This is a genomic window from Streptomyces hazeniae (genome assembly GCF_031845485.1).
Classification (GTDB): Bacteria; Actinomycetota; Actinomycetes; order Streptomycetales; family Streptomycetaceae; genus Streptomyces; species Streptomyces hazeniae.
On sequence record NZ_JAVREQ010000031.1, the window covers coordinates 1 to 19,023 of the forward strand.

At 69.0% G+C, this 19,023-nt stretch carries 11 protein-coding genes; 3 read left to right on the plus strand and 8 right to left on the minus strand.

Going from position 1 to position 19,023, the window contains the following annotated elements:
• Positions 1-371: 371 nt before the first annotated feature.
• The 5 genes from RM572_RS25530 to RM572_RS25550 form a co-directional block, all read right to left on the minus strand.
• Complete coding sequence (locus tag RM572_RS25530) at positions 372-1,628, minus strand: TIGR02679 domain-containing protein (RefSeq protein WP_311675736.1); 1,257 nt, start codon at positions 1,626-1,628, stop codon at positions 372-374.
• Positions 1,625-6,649 (minus strand): SbcC/MukB-like Walker B domain-containing protein, encoded by a 5,025-nt coding sequence (locus RM572_RS25535; protein WP_311675737.1) that lies wholly within the window; start codon positions 6,647-6,649, stop codon positions 1,625-1,627. The genes RM572_RS25530 and RM572_RS25535 overlap by 4 nt, the downstream gene beginning before the upstream one ends.
• Complete coding sequence (locus RM572_RS25540; protein ID WP_311675738.1) at positions 6,646-7,965, minus strand: DUF2398 family protein; 1,320 nt, start codon at positions 7,963-7,965, stop codon at positions 6,646-6,648. The genes RM572_RS25535 and RM572_RS25540 overlap by 4 nt, the downstream gene beginning before the upstream one ends.
• Complete coding sequence (locus tag RM572_RS25545) at positions 7,962-9,518, minus strand: DUF2397 family protein (protein WP_311675739.1); 1,557 nt, start codon at positions 9,516-9,518, stop codon at positions 7,962-7,964. The genes RM572_RS25540 and RM572_RS25545 overlap by 4 nt, the downstream gene beginning before the upstream one ends.
• An 827-nt stretch (positions 9,519-10,345) precedes the next feature.
• Positions 10,346-12,790 (minus strand): DEAD/DEAH box helicase, encoded by a 2,445-nt coding sequence (locus RM572_RS25550; RefSeq protein WP_311675740.1) that lies wholly within the window; start codon positions 12,788-12,790, stop codon positions 10,346-10,348.
• 279 nt (positions 12,791-13,069) lie between these two features.
• Here RM572_RS25550 and RM572_RS25555 point away from each other — a divergent pair, with 279 nt between their 5' ends.
• Complete coding sequence (locus RM572_RS25555; RefSeq protein WP_311675741.1) at positions 13,070-13,990, plus strand: hypothetical protein; 921 nt, start codon at positions 13,070-13,072, stop codon at positions 13,988-13,990.
• Between the two features lie 21 nt (positions 13,991-14,011).
• Positions 14,012-14,575 carry a hypothetical protein gene (locus RM572_RS25560; protein WP_311675742.1) on the plus strand — a complete coding sequence of 188 codons (564 nt, stop codon included), beginning with the start codon at positions 14,012-14,014 and terminating at the stop codon, positions 14,573-14,575.
• Positions 14,576-15,480: 905 nt separating this feature from the next.
• Here the strand turns inward: RM572_RS25560 and RM572_RS25565 are convergent.
• Positions 15,481-15,765, minus strand: coding sequence for a heavy-metal-associated domain-containing protein (locus RM572_RS25565; protein WP_311675743.1), 285 nt, complete (start codon positions 15,763-15,765; stop codon positions 15,481-15,483).
• A 342-nt stretch (positions 15,766-16,107) separates the two neighbouring features.
• Positions 16,108-16,698, minus strand: a complete 591-nt coding sequence (locus tag RM572_RS25570; RefSeq protein WP_311675744.1) for a TetR/AcrR family transcriptional regulator — start codon at positions 16,696-16,698, stop codon at positions 16,108-16,110.
• A 97-nt stretch (positions 16,699-16,795) separates the two neighbouring features.
• On the opposite strand from RM572_RS25570, the gene RM572_RS25575 reads away from it, so the two are divergent.
• On the plus strand, positions 16,796-18,184 hold the full coding sequence (locus tag RM572_RS25575) for an MFS transporter (protein ID WP_311675745.1): 1,389 nt from the start codon (positions 16,796-16,798) through the stop codon (positions 18,182-18,184).
• A gap of 184 nt (positions 18,185-18,368) precedes the next feature.
• Here RM572_RS25575 and RM572_RS25580 read toward each other — a convergent pair whose 3' ends face one another.
• A complete protein-coding gene (locus RM572_RS25580; protein WP_311675746.1) occupies positions 18,369-18,911 on the minus strand; it encodes a pyridoxamine 5'-phosphate oxidase family protein in 543 nt (180 codons plus the stop codon).
• Positions 18,912-19,023 lie beyond the last annotated feature (112 nt).

Consider the following 19,023-nt stretch of genomic DNA (forward strand, 5'->3'; position numbering starts at 1 on the left):
GCGGGTAAGAGAGCGCTGCGCGCTCTCCAAGTGAAAGCCGCCGCGCGTTGCGCGGCGGTGACGAAGTGTCAACTCGGCGCGCTGCGCCGAGTGCCGCGCTGCGCGCGGCTGGCGCCTGCGCGCCTGAGGTAGGGCGCTTCGCTGCCCTACCTCTGAACTCTCCGGCTTCGCCTGCGAGTTCGAATGCCCCGCGAAGCGGGGCATTCGGGCTAGCGGCAAGGGGGGTGAACCCGGCGCTCTGGGAGGGGAGGTCCAGCCTCTCGGAGTGCTTCCTTCTGAAAACCTTCGAGAAATCCTGATCTCGCTTCCGTCCCCCACGGGGGTGAACTCACGGACGAAGTCCTCGTCCCCGGACGGACCCCAGAGTCTCTCTATGACCACTCACCAGGCCCTGCCGTCGGCGAATGTGCAGGCTGCCCCAGCACCTGACGCAACACAGCGTCGTGTTCCTGGAAGATCGCCCGTCCGCCCGCTTTCAAGGCGTTCCATACGGTCGCTTCTCGTGCCTCGGGAGTCGACCCCAGGGTAACTGATGAGGGCTCAGGGCCTGCGTCTCGCACCGTCGATGCGTCCATCGCAACCAGCTCGGCCCCGTAGACCCGTGCCACGTACTCAGCAATCCGCAGACCACTTCCGTCCAGATCACCGCTGTATCTGAGATGGATCCCCTGGTCGACCGCGAGCTGAAGAAGGGTGTGATCGACGCTGCTGAGCTGACCGCTGGTGCATGCCAGCGGGCCCGGGCTGTCGCAGGCCATGGCCGCCTCGAGGACCGAAGGGTTCTCGACCACGGTGAGCACTTGAGGAGCAAGCATCGGTGGCGTGCGGGTCAGGTCGAGCAGGGTCAGCGCCACCGGTGTGGCCGCCTCTCGTAGCCGTCGGTCCACCGGGCCGTCACCCACCGCCTGCACCCGGTACAGCAAGACGGTGGCCGACAGCCGGTCGGCGATCACTCCGTAATCGGCGAGCAGCGCCCGCACCAGGTCCGGGCGGCTTGGCTCAGAGCGCTTGTCCAGTTCGGCGATCGCGGCGACCAGCCGGGCGCCGGGTGTGGTGTCCAGGTCGAAGTAGTGCGGGTCGCCCGTGCAGTCGTGCGAGAGCTTCGCCAGAGAGACTGCTGGGCTGCGAGGCAGCTGCGAGGTCGCGGCGGCCAGTGCGTCGACGATGCGGCGTACCGAGGCCGCGTCGTCGTCCGCGACGCCGGCCGCACGCATCCGCGCCACCAAAGCGGGCACGTGCGGCAAAGCTCCGCTCGCGTAGTCCCACAGTTCCTGGCGTAGCGCTGCAGCCGTGCGCCGGTTCGCCGCTCGGTCCACTACCGGGCGGCCGACGGCGCGTTCCACCAGGTACGGAAGGTGCTCGGCAGTCAGGCCAAGGAGGGTCAGCAGTTCGCGTAGCGGTACGCGGACGCCGGAGGCGCCGACGGTGACGGCTGAGCGGACGCCCCGGCGGCGAGCGGTGGTGTCGAGCCAGGAACGCAGGGTGGCGATCCCCGACGGGGTCAACGTGGGTACCCGTACGGCAGCGATCGTCTCGGCGGCCTGGCCGGAGCACATTCGGTCGTGGATGACGGTCCACAGGGGAGCTAGGTCAGGGTCCTCGGCAATCAGGTCGAGGTCGGCGCTCACGTGTGCTCCTCGCGGTGGGTGTGGTCCAGATGCAGGTCGAGGGTGAGGGGCTGGGGTTCGCCATGGCCTTGCCACAGCCAGGGAACCGTGACCCGGTGCCGTCCGGCGGTGACCACTTGGTGGACCATGACCTTCCTGGCTTCTTGTTTGATCATGGGGGTCATGAACGGGGCGGTGGCGAGCACGTCGAAGTCCCAGGAGCGCAGCAGTGCCAGGACTTGCCGCAGATTGGGTTCGTCGAACGCCGCGTCAATCTCGTCGACGGACAGCAGACGGGGCCCTTTGAAGCTGTCGCCGGAGTACATCGACCATGCGGCGGCGAGCAGCGGGAGCATGGTGGCCAGTCTCCGCTCGCCGGTGGACAGCGCCTCCAGTGGGTTCGAGCGGGCGGTCACCTTGCGGAATTTCTCCGCGCTGCCGTCGCCGAATGAGGCGTGGGTCAGGGAGATCTCCCAGTCGTGCCAGGCGCGGTAGTCGAAGGTGTGGGCGACTCGTTCCGCCCAGGGCTCGCCGGCCTTCTCGTCCATCCGCTGCCGTAGTACCGCGTACATCTGCTCGAATACGGCGTCGGAGGGCGGCTGGGAGATGAGGTCCACCATGCGCTGGGCGTCCTCGTCTTCGCGTACCGTCCATGCGACCTGGACGCCGACGCCTGCGACGCCGGTGCGCACCCCGCTCAGGGTGGAGCGGATCTTGCGAACCAGTTCTTGGGCCGCTTCGCGGCGCAGGCGCACATCGCTGCGCAGCCGGGTAAAGAGGCTGGTTTTCAGGGTCTGCTTGATGTCCGCGCGCAAGTCGTCCTCGAGTTGGCCGGCGGTGGCATTGAGGGCCTCGACGGCGGCGTGCAGGTCTTCTCCGCGGGCGGCGCCTGGGTCGGCGACGATGGCGCGGCGCCAGTCGGTGTCCTCGATGCTGACCAGGGTGACCTGGCGGTCGAAGCGGGCCAGTGCGGTGTTAACCGTGCGTGCGCTGGTCTCTAGCGCTGCCAGAGCCCGGTCGCGTGTCTGGGTGAGTGTGGTGAGGCGGTCAGCGGAGGCAGGGCGGTCGGAGAGCAGGTGGCGTGCCCAGGCCAGGCCGGCGGTGAGGTGTGCAGGCCGTCCTGAGGCATCGGTGGGCAGGTCGTCAGGCACGGTGAGGAGGTTTTCCTCGGCGAGCCTGCCGAGCTGGCGCAGGCAGGCGTCACGGCGGGATTCGGCGGCCTGCCGGTGGGGAGCGATGCCCTCGAGTGTGGCCTGGGCGGTAGCGGCCTGTACGGCGGCGTCGTTGCGCTGTTTCAGTAGCTTCTCAGCCTGCGCCCGGGCTGCCTGCAGTGTTTCGGCGGTTTGCGTGCGGTGATGCCGCAGCCGCTCGTACTCGGCTCCGTGCAGAGAGCGGATCTCGGCGACGGCTGCGGCTTCGCGGTGGGCGGCCAGGCGTGCGGTATCCGCCTCCTGGCGGGCGCGTTCGCAGCGGAGCGTCCACTCCTTGGCCGCATCGGCGTCGTGGAGCGCGCGGTGAAGGAGGTCGGTGGCCCGCAGCGCGGCGTGTTTCCATGCCTCGGTCTGCGAGGCGAGTTGTTCGGTCGCGCGTGCGTGCCGGTCCAGAGCGGCTGGCTCGGTGGGCAGGAGCGATCCGTCGGGCAAGGTGGCGCGCTGATTGAGCGTACGCAGAGCGTTCTTGACCATCTCGCCGGCCGTGCGGTGCCGTTCGGCAGCGGCCAGCACGATGCTGCGGGCGCGGGTGAGAGCGTCGCCTGCATCGTCTTCGGCTCCCTGGGCAGCCTGGGCGGCTGCAAGGGCCGCAAGGGGGAAGGCTGCCTGTTCGGCGTCCGCTAGTTGTTGAGCGTCGGAGGCGGCCTCCCGGGCGGCCTCGCTGCGCTGTGCGGCCTGCTGCCGCTCGGTGAGTATCTGGCCTGCTTGCTCGGCCTGGGTACCGGCTTCGGTGGCGGCCTGCTCAGCGTGGCGCAGGTCCTGTTCGGCGGCGGCCAGGCGTGCGGCGCGCGCAACGGCGGCGGTCTGAATCTCGGCGAGGGCCTGTTGCCGCCTGTGCTCGGCGGCTGCGATGCGGCCGTCGGTCTGTCCTTGAACGGTGGCGGCCTCCCGCCGCAGCCGGACCATGTCGTCGCGTGCGGCCAGCAGTGCCCCCGCGTTCGGGAAGGCGTCGCGTTCGTCGGCGGCGGCCTGAATGTCCTGGCGGCGTCGGCGTACCTCCTCCCCTGCGGCAGCCAGGCGCTGTTCGGCGGCGGCCAGGTCGCCCTCGAGAGCCGCGACGCGCTCCAGCCGGGCCCGCTCGCGGGCGGTTCGGCCGATGTAGGCGGCCCGGTAGCCGTCGGGGGCGGCGGCGGTGAGCACACCGGAGGTCAGCTGGCCGGTGGCCAGATCGCTGCCGGGGGTGTCGAGGGGAATGGCGTGCAGGAGTTGCCGGACGCGGTCGGGGTCGATGGCCGGGTCCGGTTCGACGTGCAGCACATCGGCCAGGGTGGTTCTGGCGGCTCGGTGCCGGGTAGGGGTGAGGGTGAGGTCGCCGGCCACTGCTCGGCCGTCGGGGGTGACCAGGGCATCGAGGATGCCGGCGACCAGCAGGGCGCCCTCAATGCGGCTGGCTTCGGTGTCGGTGAGGTGCGAGGCGAAGTCGACCAGGGCCCACAAGGGGGTGCCGTCACCTGCCTGGCGGGTCCGCCACGATGGGGCGGGCGGGGTAGCAGCGGCCTGGCGGCTTGCGACGAGTTCGGCTTCGATGGCGTCGACGTCGGCGGCGGCGAGGTTGGCCTGGTGCTCGGCTGCCTCAGCGTGGTGGTGCAGCAGCGGGACCGCTGCCGCGTGTGCGCGCTGTGCCATCAGTTCGATGGCGGCAGGGCGCAGGGCGGCCAGCCAGGTTTCGGTGTCCTCCGCAGGGTTGTTCACCGCCGGGGTGTCGGGTACGTGGATGGCATCGGGCGACAGGTGGACCAGGTCCGCTCGCCAGTGGTGCACGTTTTGCAACCAGTTGCGGGCGGTGCGGGCGGAGGCGGCCACGCAGTCGGTCCACCGCTGCCAGGCTTCGGCGAGGTCGGCGTGCGCGGCAGCCTCGGCCTTTTGGTAGGTGGCGTGGGTGTGGTCTCGTTGCCGTTCGGCTTGCTCGGCCTCGGCCCTGGCGGTCTCCTGGACGTCGCGGTGGGCGGCCATAGCCCGGGCGGCCGTGGCCTGCGCGGCCTGATGTGCGGTGTGGGCCCGCGTCGCGGTGGCGGCGGCTTCCGTGGCCAGGGCGGCGTCGGTGGCGACGGTCTGCTGGTGGCGGGGCAGGTCGATGCGTGCGCGGGCTGCAGCGGCAGCAGAGGCGAGCCAGGCGGTGAGCCGTCCGAGGTCCACGCGGTGCTCGTCGTTGGCGCCGGTGGCGAGTTCTACGGGGGCGGGTTCCAACTGGCGGGCGGTGGCCGACCAGTCGGCCAGGCGGGAGGCGAGGTCGTCCTCGGTGTGCTGCCGGTGGGCGGTGGCTTCGGCGGCGAGGCGACGGTGGGTGTCCTCCTCGTCTTCGGTGCTGCGGAGTTCTTCGGCGGCCGTGTATTCGGCTTCCTGGGCGAGTTGGTGGCGGCGCAGCGCGTCGTCTACCGCCCGTATCTGGCTGGTGCGTGCTTCGGCCCAGGCGCCAGGGGTCGCGCCTAGGGGGGCGATGTCGATGTCGATCGTGGTGGCGGTGTCAGCCGAGGCGAGCTGCCCGGTGGCGGTCAACAGCCGTTCGATGGCTGCTTCGGCTCCGAGCGTCGTGGCGGTGGTGCGCAGTTCGTCCGCGAGGTCCCGGAGGTGGTTCTGGCTGGTGTGGGCAAGGATCGCGGAGCTGTCGGCCTGTTCGGTGGCCGCTGCCGCGTCGGTGGTTGCCTGTTCGGCTCGTAGAGCGGCCTCGTCGGCGGCTGTAGCCAGTTCGGTAGCCCGGATTTCCCGGTGCGGCAGGTCGGCTCCGGCGTGCCCGCGCAGCTCGCTGTCGGCTGCTTCGAGGCGGCCTTCGAGCTGGGAAGTACGGGTGAGGGTGGCCGTGTGCTCCTGGTCGGCTGCGGCCTCGGCGGCCTGGGCCTCTTTGACCTGGGCGGTCGTCTCCCGTGTCCGGCGGGTCTGGTCGTCGAACTCGGTGTTGGCGGCCGTCAGGGCTGCGGCCTGGGTTTGGGCGACGGTGGTGAGGTAGCGACGATAGGCGCGGTCGGTGCTCTGCAGCAGTTTGGCTTCCTCGCGGGTGCGCTGCAGCTGAGTCTCCAGCTCGGCGATGCGCTCCATCGCCTCCGCGATCAGGGTGAGACTTTCGGTGTCGAGGGCGGGTAGCGCGTCGGTGAGCACTTGGCGCATGCGTGTGGGAGAGATGGCCTCGGCGGTGCGCAGACTGCGCAGGCTGCGCAGAACGGCGATGAGTGCGTCGAACTGGACTTCGTCGAGTGGGGCGAAGAGGCGGGTGCGGATGGTGTGCCTGTAGTCGCGCTCGTCGGAGACAACCGGCAGATGGGCCAGCGCTTTGGTGCGCAGGCTGGGTGAGGCGGTGAAAAGCTCCCCGCCGCCGGCGGCGAGTTGACCGGCCAGGTCGTCGATCCGGGTCGGCTCGCGGTCGCGTTGCAGCAGCAGGTCGCTTCCGATGCGGCCGGGTGTGAGGAAGAACGCGCGGTGGAGGTGGCCGCCGGTCGCCCTCAACCACAGTCCGGTCGTCAGGTACGTCACCTCGCCGGTGTCCGCATCGCGCAGCCCGTACTCCAGCCACCAGGCGCCGGTGCGGTCTTCCCGGTCGTTGAAGTCGGTGTGGCGGCTGGTGAGTGTGCCGGCCGCTTTGCCGGATACCGACAGGGCCGTCTGGGAGGTGTCTGCGTCTAGCAGGACGGTGACCAGCATGGATGCAGTCAGGGACTTGCCGGAGCCGTTGGGGCCGGCCAGGGTGAGCCAGCCGTCGGCGAACAGCAGGTCTTCACTGGCCCAGGCCCAGGAGTTGACGATCCCGGCGCGGGTGGGCTGCCAGCGGCCTTCGGCGCCGGGCTGGCCGAGTGCCATGGTGGTGGCAGGGTGGGGGGCGGGGTGATCGATGATGCTCATCGGTCAGCTCCTGCATGTGCTGAGTCCAGCCGGGGCGGGGTGGGTTTGGGCCCGGCAGGTGTCGTCGCAGCGCTGGGCGGGTGGCGCAGCTGGGTTCGCCAGAGGTAGATGCCGGGGGTGGGGTGCCAGTGGTCGGGACGTTCGGGTTCTGGGGTGAGCAGGCCGATTTGGATGAGTTCGGCAGTGGCGGCTCGGGCCAGGGCGGTCAGGCGCCCGTCGTAGGCGGCTGCCCAGCGGGGCAGATTGTCGCGGTAGCGCTGAAACAGGGCGGTCACCTCGGTGATGGCAAGCAAGCTGGTCGGGTCGACGCGGCGGGGCAGCTCGGCAAGCAGGGCGAGGGCTGCCTGCCGCTCGGTGCGGCGTCCTTGGGGGAAATCGATGCCGGTGCCGATCCCGGTCGGGTCGGTGGTCTGCCACCAGTCGCGGCGGACGGTGGCAGTCAGCCCGAGGCCGGACACGACGCTCAGGGCTCGTTCACGTCCGGTGAGGGTGTGGAGGTAGGCGGTGGTGTCTGCGGTGTCGTCGAGGGGGTCAGTGGCGGGGTCGTCGACGAGTCGGCGCAGTGCTTTCAGTCGCCGCTCTTCCCTGGTCGGGGCGCTCGCTGGTTCGGGGGCGGTTTCGGTGTGGTCCATCAGCGTCTCGGCGGACAGGGCAGCAGTGTGCTGCTTGGCCGGAAGGTCGTTGAGGCCGAGTAGGGCGGGGGAAAGGGAGGAGAACTTGGCGGCGAGGCGGTCCCTGGATGCCGTGACGACCAGGTCGCTGTCCTCGTCGGCGACGGCGCGGTCGAGGTCGGCGTCGACGGTGATCGACCCTTCGGCGACCAAGAGCTTGAGAGCGTCGACCAGGTAGCGTCGGCTTTCGCGGGCTTCCTTCTTTCCGGTGCCGTCTGAGGCGACGATGCGGAACTGCGGCAGGCGCCCGGTGAGGGCTTCGGCCGCGCACACCTGCGCGACGGCCTGCAACAGCTCGCGCAGGCTCACGCGGGGGCGGCGCCACAGTTGCTCGCAGATCAGGCAGACCAGTATCAGGACCTCGGTGGGGGCCATCTGCCTTTCGCGGCCGTCGCGGGGCAAGTAGGGGCCGCGGTCGTCGGGGACGTCGGTGCGCCGTTTGTGGAGCCGGATGAGTTCGGCGACTTCGTGGACCTCTATGCGCCAGCCGAGTTCAGTGCGGAAGAACTGGGCGAGCGTGGCGCCGCCTTTGACGGCGGCGCGGTAGAGCTCCGGGTCGCTCTCAGCGCGCAGGCGACCGGTGGCGATGAGTCGGCGGGCTGCCTCGCGCAGATCGGGGTCGAGTAGGTGCGGCGTCGTTGTCATGCCACGCTCCACGTCTTCGGGACGCGCTGTTGCCGGCTGGTCGTAGCGGTGTGGCTGGCGGCGGTGACGCGTATTCGCAGGTCGGGGCCGGTCAGCTGGCCTTCTGCGAGGGCCACGGTCACGGTCCGGTGGGGGTCGCCGCGTCGGAGGTGGACCACGACGCCTGCTCCGTCGGCCTCGGCCTGTCCACGCCCGGTGGCCGGGTCCATTTGGGCGAGGGCGACCTCGATGGCGCGGAACAGGATGACCGCCGCGTCGGTCGGTAGGCCGGTGAAATGTTGCAGCCCTACCTCTGTGTCGGTGATCAGCATGGTGGCGAAACGCCGGCGCTGTGCCGCCTCGTCGGCGGCTTCGGCCAGTGCGGCCGCCCGGTCCCTCGCGGTGTCGGCTACCCTGCGGGGCCTGCCGCTGGACGGGCCGTGCCGTTCGTGTTCGCGCAGGGTCACCTCTACCTGGTGTCGGCCGGTGCCGGCTTGGGCGGCGGTGCCGTGGGCGACGTCTTCTTCGGTCGGGCCAATGAACGCGTGCCAGGCCGGCCAGTCCCCGAAGGCGGCGGCGTATACGCGTCGTGCCTGGGCCGGGGTCGGCTGGGCGTGGAGGCTATAGGCGAGGGAACGGAAGTCCACGCCCAGGTCGGAGCCGCGCCGCCGCGCGGTGTAGCGCCGGTCGATGGCGACCAGAAGTGTGTGTACGGCGCCGGTGGCTGAGGCGACCAGGCGCTGGATGGTGCCTTCGGGGCGGAACCAGGCCTGGAGGTCTTCCAGGCGGCGGACGCGTTCGTCGACCCAGTGCTGCTGGTCGCCGGGGTCCATCAGGCCGGCGTGCGGGACGGCGGCCTCGACGATTCGGCGAGGGCCGGCCGCTTGGAGGTCGCTCAGTGCTGCCTCGACCCGGCGTAGTGCTCGGCCGTATTCGCGGGGGAACTGCCGCAGTGCTTCGATGACCCGGTCGCGGTTGTCGCCGAAGAGGCTGTCGTTGGTGACGTCTGACTGAACCATCTGCGCCAGGGCGGCGTAGAAGTCGGCGGTGACCCGCTGGAGCTCGTCGATGCGGGTGCGCACGTCCTCCAGATCGACCGGCAGCAGCCCGTGGTCGGCGGTAAGGTGGTCGAGGGTGCCGCGCACGGTGTGCTCGACGCTGTCCAGCAGGCGGCTGGGCAGTTGCAGCGCGCGGCGAACGTCGACCACGGCTGCCCGGACGGCGGCGACGATACCGCGTCCCTTGCGGGTCAATGCCCACGCCTCCTGCCGGATGACCATGCCCTGGAGGTTGCGTACGGGGGCTGCGTAGTCACGGAAGGGTTCGGCGAAGCCCCACTTCGCCAGTTGATCCAAAGCTTTGAGCAGGTCCGGCTCGGGGAGCGGATCGTGGTAGCCGATGGCCCGCAGCTGCGTGCCGATGTCGGCCAGTGTGGACATCGGGCCGCGTGTGGACAGCTCCTCCAGGGCTGCCAGCAGTGCGGTGTAGCGCTCCCGGACCAGGTCATCGGGCAGTGCGAACGCCGCCCAGTCGCCTGGGTGGACCTCCTGCCACCACATCCGCGGTCGGCTCATCTCCCACCCCTTTTCAGCTCCCGCGCGGCGTCCGTGCCGCCTTGGGTTCACGGCCTGCTTGGTTGGTGTCTGCGACGGTATCCGTCGCCAGTGACATTGACTGCCGGAATCCTGCGATTAATGTCTACATGTGCCTGCAGGGCGTTGTGGTGGCCGCGGTTCGCACACGGAGGGGCATCGCCGGCGGTAGTCCTTACGCTGCCGTGATGCGCGCAGCCGGCGAGGTGGTCGGCATCACGGGGTCGTGACGTGCCGGGCGTGGGTTTGGCGCGTGCGTCGTGCCAGACATCCCGCGAACGTTGCAACGCGCGCCCGCGCAGTTCTCGATTGCCCCCTCCCCAACCACCGAGCCCTCTTCCACACCTACCAGCAAAGCGCCGAGCTCGAACTGGCTCTCCTGCCCGAGCTCCACGGCCTCTGGGGGGCTTCACGACATGGACCAACACCACCGGCGACACGAGGCTTGCGGTGCACCGAGCACGGCACGTCGATCGCTACTGGGCCGTCGGGGACCACCGTGGGTGCAACGCGGCTCGGCCGAGCCCGACACTGATGCCGCCCCAACCCTGCGCAGGGGTCCACACATCTCGAAGATGCACGGGACCTGTCCGGATCGGGGAAGGGGATCGGACGATCGCGCAGCGCGTCCAGCCCAGCTCTCCCCCGCCGCCCAGTTCGTTCAGGACCACGCGCCGGAAACCGACCCATGGATGCACGCGCGCGGCCGTCGGCCTTGGGGAACCCCTCCGGATGGCGCAAAGGCGCGGGGGAAGTTCCGCGCTGGTGTCCAGACAGCCACCCAGCCGATCCGGTTCAGAGACAGGCTCTCACCGCCCCCGCTGGTCGAAGTGTGCAGGGACAGCCGTGTCGTTGGTCCAGTCGCCGTCGAACAGCTCGTCCATCAGAGCGCTGTGAGCGGCGGGGAGGAGGCCGGCGCGCTGTTTGTGGCGTGCCTTGGCGAGCCAGGGGCCGATCTTGATCTCTTCACCGTCGACAGTGATGGATTCGCGGGCGGTGGGGGCTCGGCGTTCGCGGTGGAGGAAGAGCTTGAGGATGCGGGCGGTGTCCTCGAAGCTACGGCGCCTTCGCCGCGGCCGGGGTGTGGTGGCGGGTTCGGCCCCGATGATGGTCAGCATCGAGCGCTGCTTGTCGGTGAGGGTGGTCCAGCGGGTGAACTGTCGGTGGAGCCAGGTGCCGATGTCAACGGTGGCGAGGCGGGTGCCGGGTTGGATGGAAGCGGGGTCATGGCCTGACTCGAGGTGACGGCGGAGCAGGTGGTACTTGCGGTGCCAGTCTGGTCCGTAGGGCAGGCGCCAGTCGGGGTCGATGGCGTCGAGCTCGGCGGCGCGGCCGGGGTCGAGGCGGCCCTTGTGGTCGTGGGAGCGCTGTTCGGCGAGGAAGGCGCCGTCCGAGGTTGTGGTGGGGATGGCGAGGTGGCCATGGGCGGCGTGGTAGTCGGCCAGGGAGGTGAGGCGGGCGCGCCAGGCGGCTTTGTGCTTGTCCCAGACCATGCCGAGGGCGTCGAGTTCGGCGGCGAAGTCGGGGTCGAGGCGCCCGGCGGTGTGGGCTTCGCGCATGGTGGTGATGAAGCGGCCCAGGGCGTAGCCGACCGGGTCGGTGTAGTTGGCGGGGACGTCGAGGTGGCCGTGGGTGTCGTGGAAGGCCTGGGCTGCGGTGAGGCCTTCGCGGCGGGCGCGGGAGGCCGGGCCGCGGGGGTTGAGGGCAATGAGATCCATGCCCCGGGCGATTCTTTCGGGGTGGGTGGTGAAGTCGAAGTGCCAGCGGCGCTGGATGAGGCGGCTGGTCTCGCGTGAGAGGCGGCGGGTCTTGTTCGGCAGGCGTTCGAGGATGCGGTGGTCGTGGCTGGCCAGTGCGCTGGTGATGGCCCACACCGGCTCGTAGGGGGTGCCGAGGATGTCTTCGGGGTCGGCGCCGGGCGGGACGTAGGCGGGGACGATGAGGCTGGCGGTCTTGCCGCTGACGTCGGGTCGCAGGGCGCGGCCGAGTGCTTGGACGCAGCGGATGACGCTGCGGGTGGGGTCGGCGAAGACGATGGCGTCGACGCTGGGGATGTCGATGCCTTCGGAGATGAGTTTGGCGTTGGCGAGGATGGCAGTGTCGGCTTGGGCGAAGCGGGTGAAGAGGGCGGTGCGCTGTTCGGGGGTGTGGTCGCCGTGGACGAAGAACAACTCCGGGGTGCTGCCGGGGGGCGTGTCGGGGGTGGTGTGGCGGGTCTGGCGCAGAGTGTGGGGCAGTTCGCGGGTGAATCTTTTGGCGTCTTCGACGCGGTGGAAGTAGACCAGGACGCGGCGTAGGGCGTGGTCGGTCATGGCTTTGAGGACGGCCAGGTGGAGGGCGGTGGTGCGCAGGGCGTCCTCGGTGCGGGGGCCGGCCTCGTTGTCACTGGTGCTGGTGGTGGGGAGGTTGAGGCGGGCGCGCAGTTCGGTGTCGGTGAGGGTGGGGACGACGATGCGGTAGTCGGCCGCCACGCCGTCGGCGATGGCCTGGGCGAGGGGGTATTCGTGGACTGTCGGGCCGTAGACGGCGGGGTTGTCCATGGAGTTGAGCGCGGCTGCGGTGTCGTGAGCCCAGGTGGTGCTGCGTCGCTGGCGGGGGTGGGTGGTGTCGGCGGAGTCGGCGAGCTCGGGTGCGGTGAAGCTGCGGGGGGTGGCGGTCATGTAGAGGCGGCGGTCCGCGCGGATCCTGCTCGCGTCGTTGATTACGGCCCACTTCTTGTCGGCGCGGCCGGCGATGCGGTGGGCTTCGTCCATGATCGCCAGGTCGAACGGCGGCACGGTGTGGCCGGTGTGCTGGGTGCCTTCGATCTTGTCGAGGGAGTCGTAGGTGCAGATCACCATCAGGCCACGGACGTGGTTGCGGGCAGTGGTGGACATCAGCGCGGCCAGGGCCTCGGAGTCGCTGGTCGATCCGACACGTTGCGCGGCCAGGGTGTCGTGGCCCCGGGTGTCCATGGAGGAGACGATCACCATGTGCTCGCGGCGGCCGTCCGCCCGCCAGGCGAGGGCGGTCTGCGCGGCCAGGTCCAGCGTCGGCACCACGACCAGGACCAGGCGGGCGCCGAGGTCTTCGGCGACACGGATCGCGGTCAGCGTCTTCCCGGAGCCGGTGGCCGCCACATACAGCCCACGGGCACGGCGGCGCAGATGCCGCACCAGACGGTCACGAGCCTGGGCCTGATGCGGGCGTAGTACGCGGCGCTGCCCGCGGACGCCGGTGGCAGTGGTGCTGCTGGTCTCAGTCGTGGCGGCCATAACGCCATCATGGCCTCTCCCCCGGCACGGACGGAGCTGCATGTGCTCTGATCCATCGGTAGAGCTGAGCGTCGCTTCGCGAGCGTTGCGCTGGCGCATCGGCGTGGGCTCGTCGCGGCTTGTCAGAATTCGCGTCAACTGCCGCTTTGGAACCGGAGTGGCCGTTGACACGGCCTAGGATCGCTTGTGCAGTGACGCGGGTCTGGGTGGCCTTCGAGGCACGGGCCGCAGCTGCTCGCCGAGTACTTGAGGGGGTACGCCTTGGCCACGTTGGGCCATATGAAAGAACGCACGGTCGGCTTCTACGAGATCGTTACCGTGAAAGCAGGGGAAGCCAGGCGGATCCCTGAGCTGATGGACTGGGACGGTGCACTGGCCGACCTGTCGCGTGCCCCGGTCGAGGGCCGCTCGCACGAGGGCGACTCGCATCTCGTGGGCTCGGTTCGTACGTACCACATGCAGGACCACCTGCTGTTGCACCGGGTCAAAGACGCAGGCGAGTGGCTGTCCGTTCTCAACTTCGACACCGGTCACCTCCGTGAGCTGGAGCAGACGGCCCAGGAAGGCTACCTGGACACCTCCGTAATCTGCTTCCTGTCTTTCGGCAACGTCGTAGGAATCATGCAAGGAGGAGTCTCCGCCCCCAGCCACAAAGGGTTGGAGACGTGGCTGAACGGGATCGGCCTGTTCCCTGGAAGCCAGCTCCAGTTGCGTCCAGTGGTCGCGCATTCCGAGATCGAGAAACTCAAGACTGCTTCCGGTGCGAGCCGCGTCGAGGTCAAGGTCATGGCGAACAAGCTGGGCGCCCTCAGCGACCGGCGTGGCGGTCTTGCCCGCACGCTGCACGTGGCCGGCGAGTCCTACGGGGAGATCAGCGTGACCATGATCATTAGCGTGCCGAAGAAAAAGGTCCTCAGGGAACACCGCGAACGTCTCCTGGCCGACCTGGAAGAGATCTCCGACGTGGTCACCGGCGCCGAGCGCGCCCGCGCCCGGTTGGTGTACTCCGACCCTGGGGGCCCGGAGCACACGCGCCTGGTGGAGCTGGTGGAGCACAGCATCACAGCGAAGAAACGCGTACCGGCCACCGACGCCGAAGGGAACTCCATCCGGATCATGTCAGCGGTGGATGCCATCCTTGGAGCAGCCGCTGAACATGAGGACGCCCTGCGCCTGGCGGTGGACGCAGGGGACTTGTGACCTGGGGCGACAGGGGGGCACGTGGGCGTACGCGCTGGGATTGCTGACCGCTGGTCCGAACACCTCCACATCGACTACCTCATCGCAGCGACCGTGGTCGGCACCCACGTGCTGACAGTCCGCGGCACCGGGTCGGGCGACTGGCTGAAGTGGATCGACAGCGGGCAGCGTACGGATCTGTACGCTGCCGCCGCGGGCGTCGTCTCGGCGATCGGCGGGCTCAGCGCCATCGCCATCTCCATCTACACCGCGGCCCACGGCGCCAGACTGCGGGCCGTGCGCGGGCGCCACAGCGCAAAGCTCCGGCAAAGCTGGCGCAGTCTCCTACAAGGCACTGCTCTGGTCTGTCTACTGATCCTGTCAGCGCTCTCCCTCGACCGGGAGAAGGATCCGATGTCCGCCCGGTTCGTCTTCGAGTACGCGATGGTCTTCGCAGGGCTCAGGTTCGGGCGGCTGGTGTGGCTGTTTGACACGATGATGCGTATCTCCGACGCGGACCTGCTGGAAAACGGCTCCGTGCCCACACCGGTGCGTGACCCTCACTGGCTACGCCGGCAACCAGACCGCACACGTCCCAATCCATAAGCGCCCCAGGGTGAGCCCTGCGGACACTCCGCCACCGGGGTCGACAGCGCGACCGACCCCGCCCAGGGGCGCCACTTCGCCCCGCCCCGACAGCTGCGCTGCCATCGAGCTCCCCTTTCACGACGGCAGTCATTCCGCAAAGTGTTCGGTTTGGTGTCGGGTAAAGGTGTGGGCGGCAAGAAGCACTTCTCGCAGGGGGCCGGCCCAGCACCCCTCGAGTGCGGACTGCAGAGCGCGCGCTGCGCTTCCTCTTCCGTGACGGCTGCAGTGGCCAACTGCTCCAGGTAGTGGCTGGCAGCCTCGTTTCGTTCGGCCGCGGCACGGCGTCAACGCTCGTGGTCGGCCGGAGAGAAGTCGATGTGGAGATGGCCCTTGCCCGCCGCGTCCGGTAGTGGGTGGCAAGCACGTCGATGGGCAGGAGTCTTCCACTGCGCCGTCTGAGGCCCTTGAGGGCGCAGGATCTCTCGGCTCTGGCGCGCACTAGTGGCAGGAGGCGGGGCCGTCGTCGTTGCTGGCGGCGGGGAGACTACGTCGCGCGGGTGAGTTCGCCGGTGCGGCGGTCCTGGCCAGCGCGATTTCGATGGCGTGATGTGGCACGTCAACGCGCTCCGTGACGGTGGCTGCGGGAGGGCATGGCGCTTGCGCGTGTCCCACGAACGGCATTACGCCACAACACACGCCTGGGCGCGGCTCAGGCGTTGGCTTCAGGCTTTGTCGCTGGAGGGAACGTGCGAGCACCGCCTGGCGGGGCGTCGGGGGCGAGGCTCGAGCCATCCCGTCAATGGCGAGTTCGGGTTCGGCTGCGGGGGTGCCGTCGTAGTCGTTGTTGCTCTATGGGCCGTTGACGGTTTGGCCTACGTGCGGGCCAGTCCGAGGACTGGCCCGCACGTGGAGGGGGGGGATCTTCAGGCGCGGCCGGTGAGCTCGTAGCCGGCGTCGTCGACGATCTCCGCGATCAGGGCGTCGTCTGGAGCGCCTCCGGTCGTCACCGTGACCTGGCCGGCGTCCACGTCCACTTCGACGCTCTGCACGACCTCGAGCTCGCCGAGCGCCGCCGTGAGCGTGGACTTGCAGTGACCACAGGACATGCCCGACACCCTGTAGACGGTCTTCTGTGCATCCGCGACCGCGGTGGTGGCCTCGCCATTGCTGGTGGAGCAGCTGCCGTCAGGGGTGCAGCAGTCCGACATGAGTTCCTCCGCTATTGAAGCTGTCGCATATACCCGGTGGGGGTATAGCGGATCGGAGTCTAGATATACCCCGCCCCCGTATTGAGCGCAAGTGCTGGAGCGTGAGGTCGGGTGTCGCGCTGATAGGAATCCGGGCGCACTTGCGCCGGCTCGAAGAAGGCAACGCGATGAACAACCGCGCTGGAGATGGCAGCCGCAACGGCGTTGGCCGCGATACCCACGGCGAGCCCAGGCAGACGACGCAGCCGGACTCCGCAGCGAGCAAACCGACATGGCCGGCAGATGCGCGACGGACGCGTCAGCCGTCGCGCTGACGTGACGCCGCCGCTTCTTCTGAGTCGTTCAGCCTCTGTCAACGGGCATGTAGGCGGCCAGAACCGTGTCCACAATGAAGCGCGGCGCGTCTGCCTGGTCGAGGCGCCCTTGGGCCGCGTCTGCCGCTGCCCCTTTCATCACGTGATGCAGGAGGCTGACCAACCACCCAGCTGGCAGGTCCACCCGGAAGACCCCTTCCGACTGCCCTCGGCGGACCAGGTCACCAACACGCTGCTCAGGGTGCTCATGAAGAGTGCGCACCCGACCAGGGGGCAGAACGGCCTGGGCTGCCTGCAAGACTGCGCTGGCCTGGGCCATCAAGAGCCAACTGGACTCAATCAGTTCCCTAAGGGCACTACGCGGGTCGCCCGCAAGGTCGAGTCCCTCCAGGACCGCATTCCCCTTGGCAAGAAGCCGGGTCAACGCGGCCTCGACCAGAGCTTCACGGGACGGAAAGTGACCGTACAGGGTCACCCGGCCGACGCCCGCCGCTCGCGCGATCTCGCTCACACTGGCGTCGGAGTTCCGGCTCAGGCAGGCGACAGCCGCGTCGAGGATCTTCTCCGCATTGCGCTGCGCGTCCGCCCTGCGGGCCGCTTTGGCGGCTGGCTGAGACATGGGCCTCCTTCGAGGTCGAACACAGCTGTACGAGCTATGGTAGCCCCATGTAACTTGAACTGCACTGTACGACTTACCGCATGAAGGAGAGTCAGGTATGGCCGAATCCGTGGCGTCCGCCAGTCAGACGCCCAGTCCCAACCCCCGGCGCTGGAAAATTCTCGGACTGGTCGGCATCGCGCAACTGATGCTGATCCTCGATGTCACCGTCGTCGCGATCGCTCTGCCGCATATGGGCGCAGACCTGGGACTGGCACGGGAAACGCTCACATGGGTGGTGAGTGGCTACACGCTCACCTTCGGAGGTCTCCTTCTTCTGGGAGGACGTGCCGCCGACCTGTTCGGAGCTCGCCGCCTGGTGCTTCTCGGGCTGGTGCTATTCGCCGCCGCATCGCTGACCGCGGGTCTGGCCACCTCCGGGTTCATGCTTCTGGGAGGCCGCATCGCCCAGGGGCTCGCAGCAGCGCTGCTCTCCCCCGCCGCACTGTCGCTCGTTGTCACGATCTTCGAGGGCGAAGAGCGCAACAAGGCGCTGGGCATCTGGTCCTCGCTGGGCGGCAGCGGCGCTGCTCTCGGCGTACTGCTGGGAGGAGTGCTCACCGCCGGGCCGGGATGGCCGTGGGTCTTCTACATCAACGTCCCGGTGGGCCTCGTGCTGCTGCTCACCCTGCGGATGCAGCTGCCGCCGCAACAGCGCACCACGGCGAAGGGCCGACTCGACGTGCCGGGTGCGGTGTTGGTGACCGCGGCCACGGGAACGCTGACCTACACGTTGATCAGGGCCGGAGATCAGGGCTGGGTCACCTGGACGACGGCTGCTCTCCTCCTGGGCTCAGCGATCCTGTACGCGGCCTTCGTGGCTCGGCAGCGCTTCTCCGAGAGTCCGCTCATGGATGTAGGGCTGCTGGTCCGCCGACCGGTCGCGGCGGGGACCCTCTTGATCCTCGTAGCCACAGCCTTGATGATCATGGTGTTCTTTCTCGGTACGTTCTACCTGCAGGACTACCGGGGATACGATGCGCTGACCACGGGCCTCCTCTTCCTTCCGGTTGCGGTGGCCACCATGATCGGCGCGAACGGCGCAGGTCGTGTCATCGGCCGCACAGGGCCTCGCGTGCTGGGTGTGTTGGGGCTGCTCCTTGCCGCCGCGGGGATGGCAGTCCCGGCGCTGCTAACTGGAACCACGGCAATGGTGATCGGTGTGGGAGTCGCTGCCGCCGGTACGGGTGTGGTGTTCGTGGTGGCTTCTGCCACGGCCTTGGGCCAGATCGAACCGCACGAAGCCGGCTTGGCGTCGGGAATCGTCAGCACGTTCCACGAGTTCGGAGCCTCACTCGGCGCCGCCGTCGTGTCCAGCATGGCGGCGGCGAGCATCGCCGGGACTGACTCGGCGGGTTTCTCTCGTGGTTTCACGACAGCCGCGGTCGTTGCCGTGGCGGCCGCTCTCTTGGCGATCATCGTCACACCGAACCCCCGCTCTGAGTGACGCAGTCGCACAGATCCGGACCAGGCCCCTCCCGACCACACCGCAGCTCGTGCCGCTTTATAGGTTCGATGACGTGGGGTGCCCGCGGGCGCCGCTGGTCGGCACAGCTGCTGTGGCCGGGAGGGGCCGCAAGGCAACGTTCAGCCCGGCGACGCCCCGCCCTTCACAACGTGCGGCACGCCTTCTATGGCAACTCGACGCGCCGGTCGATCCTGTCCTGCTCCCAAGTGCGAGTGTCGATCAGCCACCATTGCTCTACCTCGATCAGGTAGAGCCGATGATCTGCAGGGGCTTGGAGCGAGGGAGGCGGCAGCATCCACTGGGCACGCTGCTGGTCGTCGGGGAAGAGAGCTTCGTAGAAGGCGGCGTGGTACCGGCCAAGGTCCGCACCGGAGATCTCGGCACACATCCCGCTGAACTGGGCGCCGTCGACCGCTTCGATATCCAGTCCGGCGCTGCCACCTGCCAAGAAGAGTGATCCGCTGACCCGTGGTGAGGCCGCGACGTCGCGGCTGTGCTGAGAGCTGACAGCAGAGCCGTATACAAAGCGCAGTGGGTCGCTGAACCAGGCGTACTCCAAGGTCGCCACCCACGGGCGGCCGTCGGAGGAGACGGTGGCTAGGTTGAGGTACCGGGCCTGGCTGAGCAGCCGCCGGGTCCTGTTCGCAAGATTCTTCAGTTCCGGTTCAGTAGCCTGAGACGTGCTTGCAGGTGCGATCTCACTCATCCGGTTCTCCGGTGGTTGCGGTGGAGGCCCCGGCTCTTTCCACCCGTGGGGCCATGCGACGAGCTGCAGTCGTGAGTCCAGCTGTTGGTGGAGCCCGGGCCGGCAAGAATCT

Coding starts and splice junctions, on each gene's coding strand:
- RM572_RS25535 (WP_311675737.1), bottom strand. CDS start 6,649: ATGAGCATCATCGATCACCCCGCCCCCCACCCTGCCACCACCATGGCA.
- RM572_RS25540 (WP_311675738.1), bottom strand. CDS start 7,965: ATGACAACGACGCCGCACCTACTCGACCCCGATCTGCGCGAGGCAGCC.
- RM572_RS25545 (WP_311675739.1), bottom strand. CDS start 9,518: ATGAGCCGACCGCGGATGTGGTGGCAGGAGGTCCACCCAGGCGACTGG.
- RM572_RS25550 (WP_311675740.1), bottom strand. CDS start 12,790: ATGGCCGCCACGACTGAGACCAGCAGCACCACTGCCACCGGCGTCCGC.
- RM572_RS25555 (WP_311675741.1), top strand. CDS start 13,070: ATGAAAGAACGCACGGTCGGCTTCTACGAGATCGTTACCGTGAAAGCA.
- RM572_RS25565 (WP_311675743.1), bottom strand. CDS start 15,765: ATGTCGGACTGCTGCACCCCTGACGGCAGCTGCTCCACCAGCAATGGC.
- RM572_RS25570 (WP_311675744.1), bottom strand. CDS start 16,698: ATGTCTCAGCCAGCCGCCAAAGCGGCCCGCAGGGCGGACGCGCAGCGC.
- RM572_RS25575 (WP_311675745.1), top strand. CDS start 16,796: ATGGCCGAATCCGTGGCGTCCGCCAGTCAGACGCCCAGTCCCAACCCC.
- RM572_RS25580 (WP_311675746.1), bottom strand. CDS start 18,911: ATGAGTGAGATCGCACCTGCAAGCACGTCTCAGGCTACTGAACCGGAA.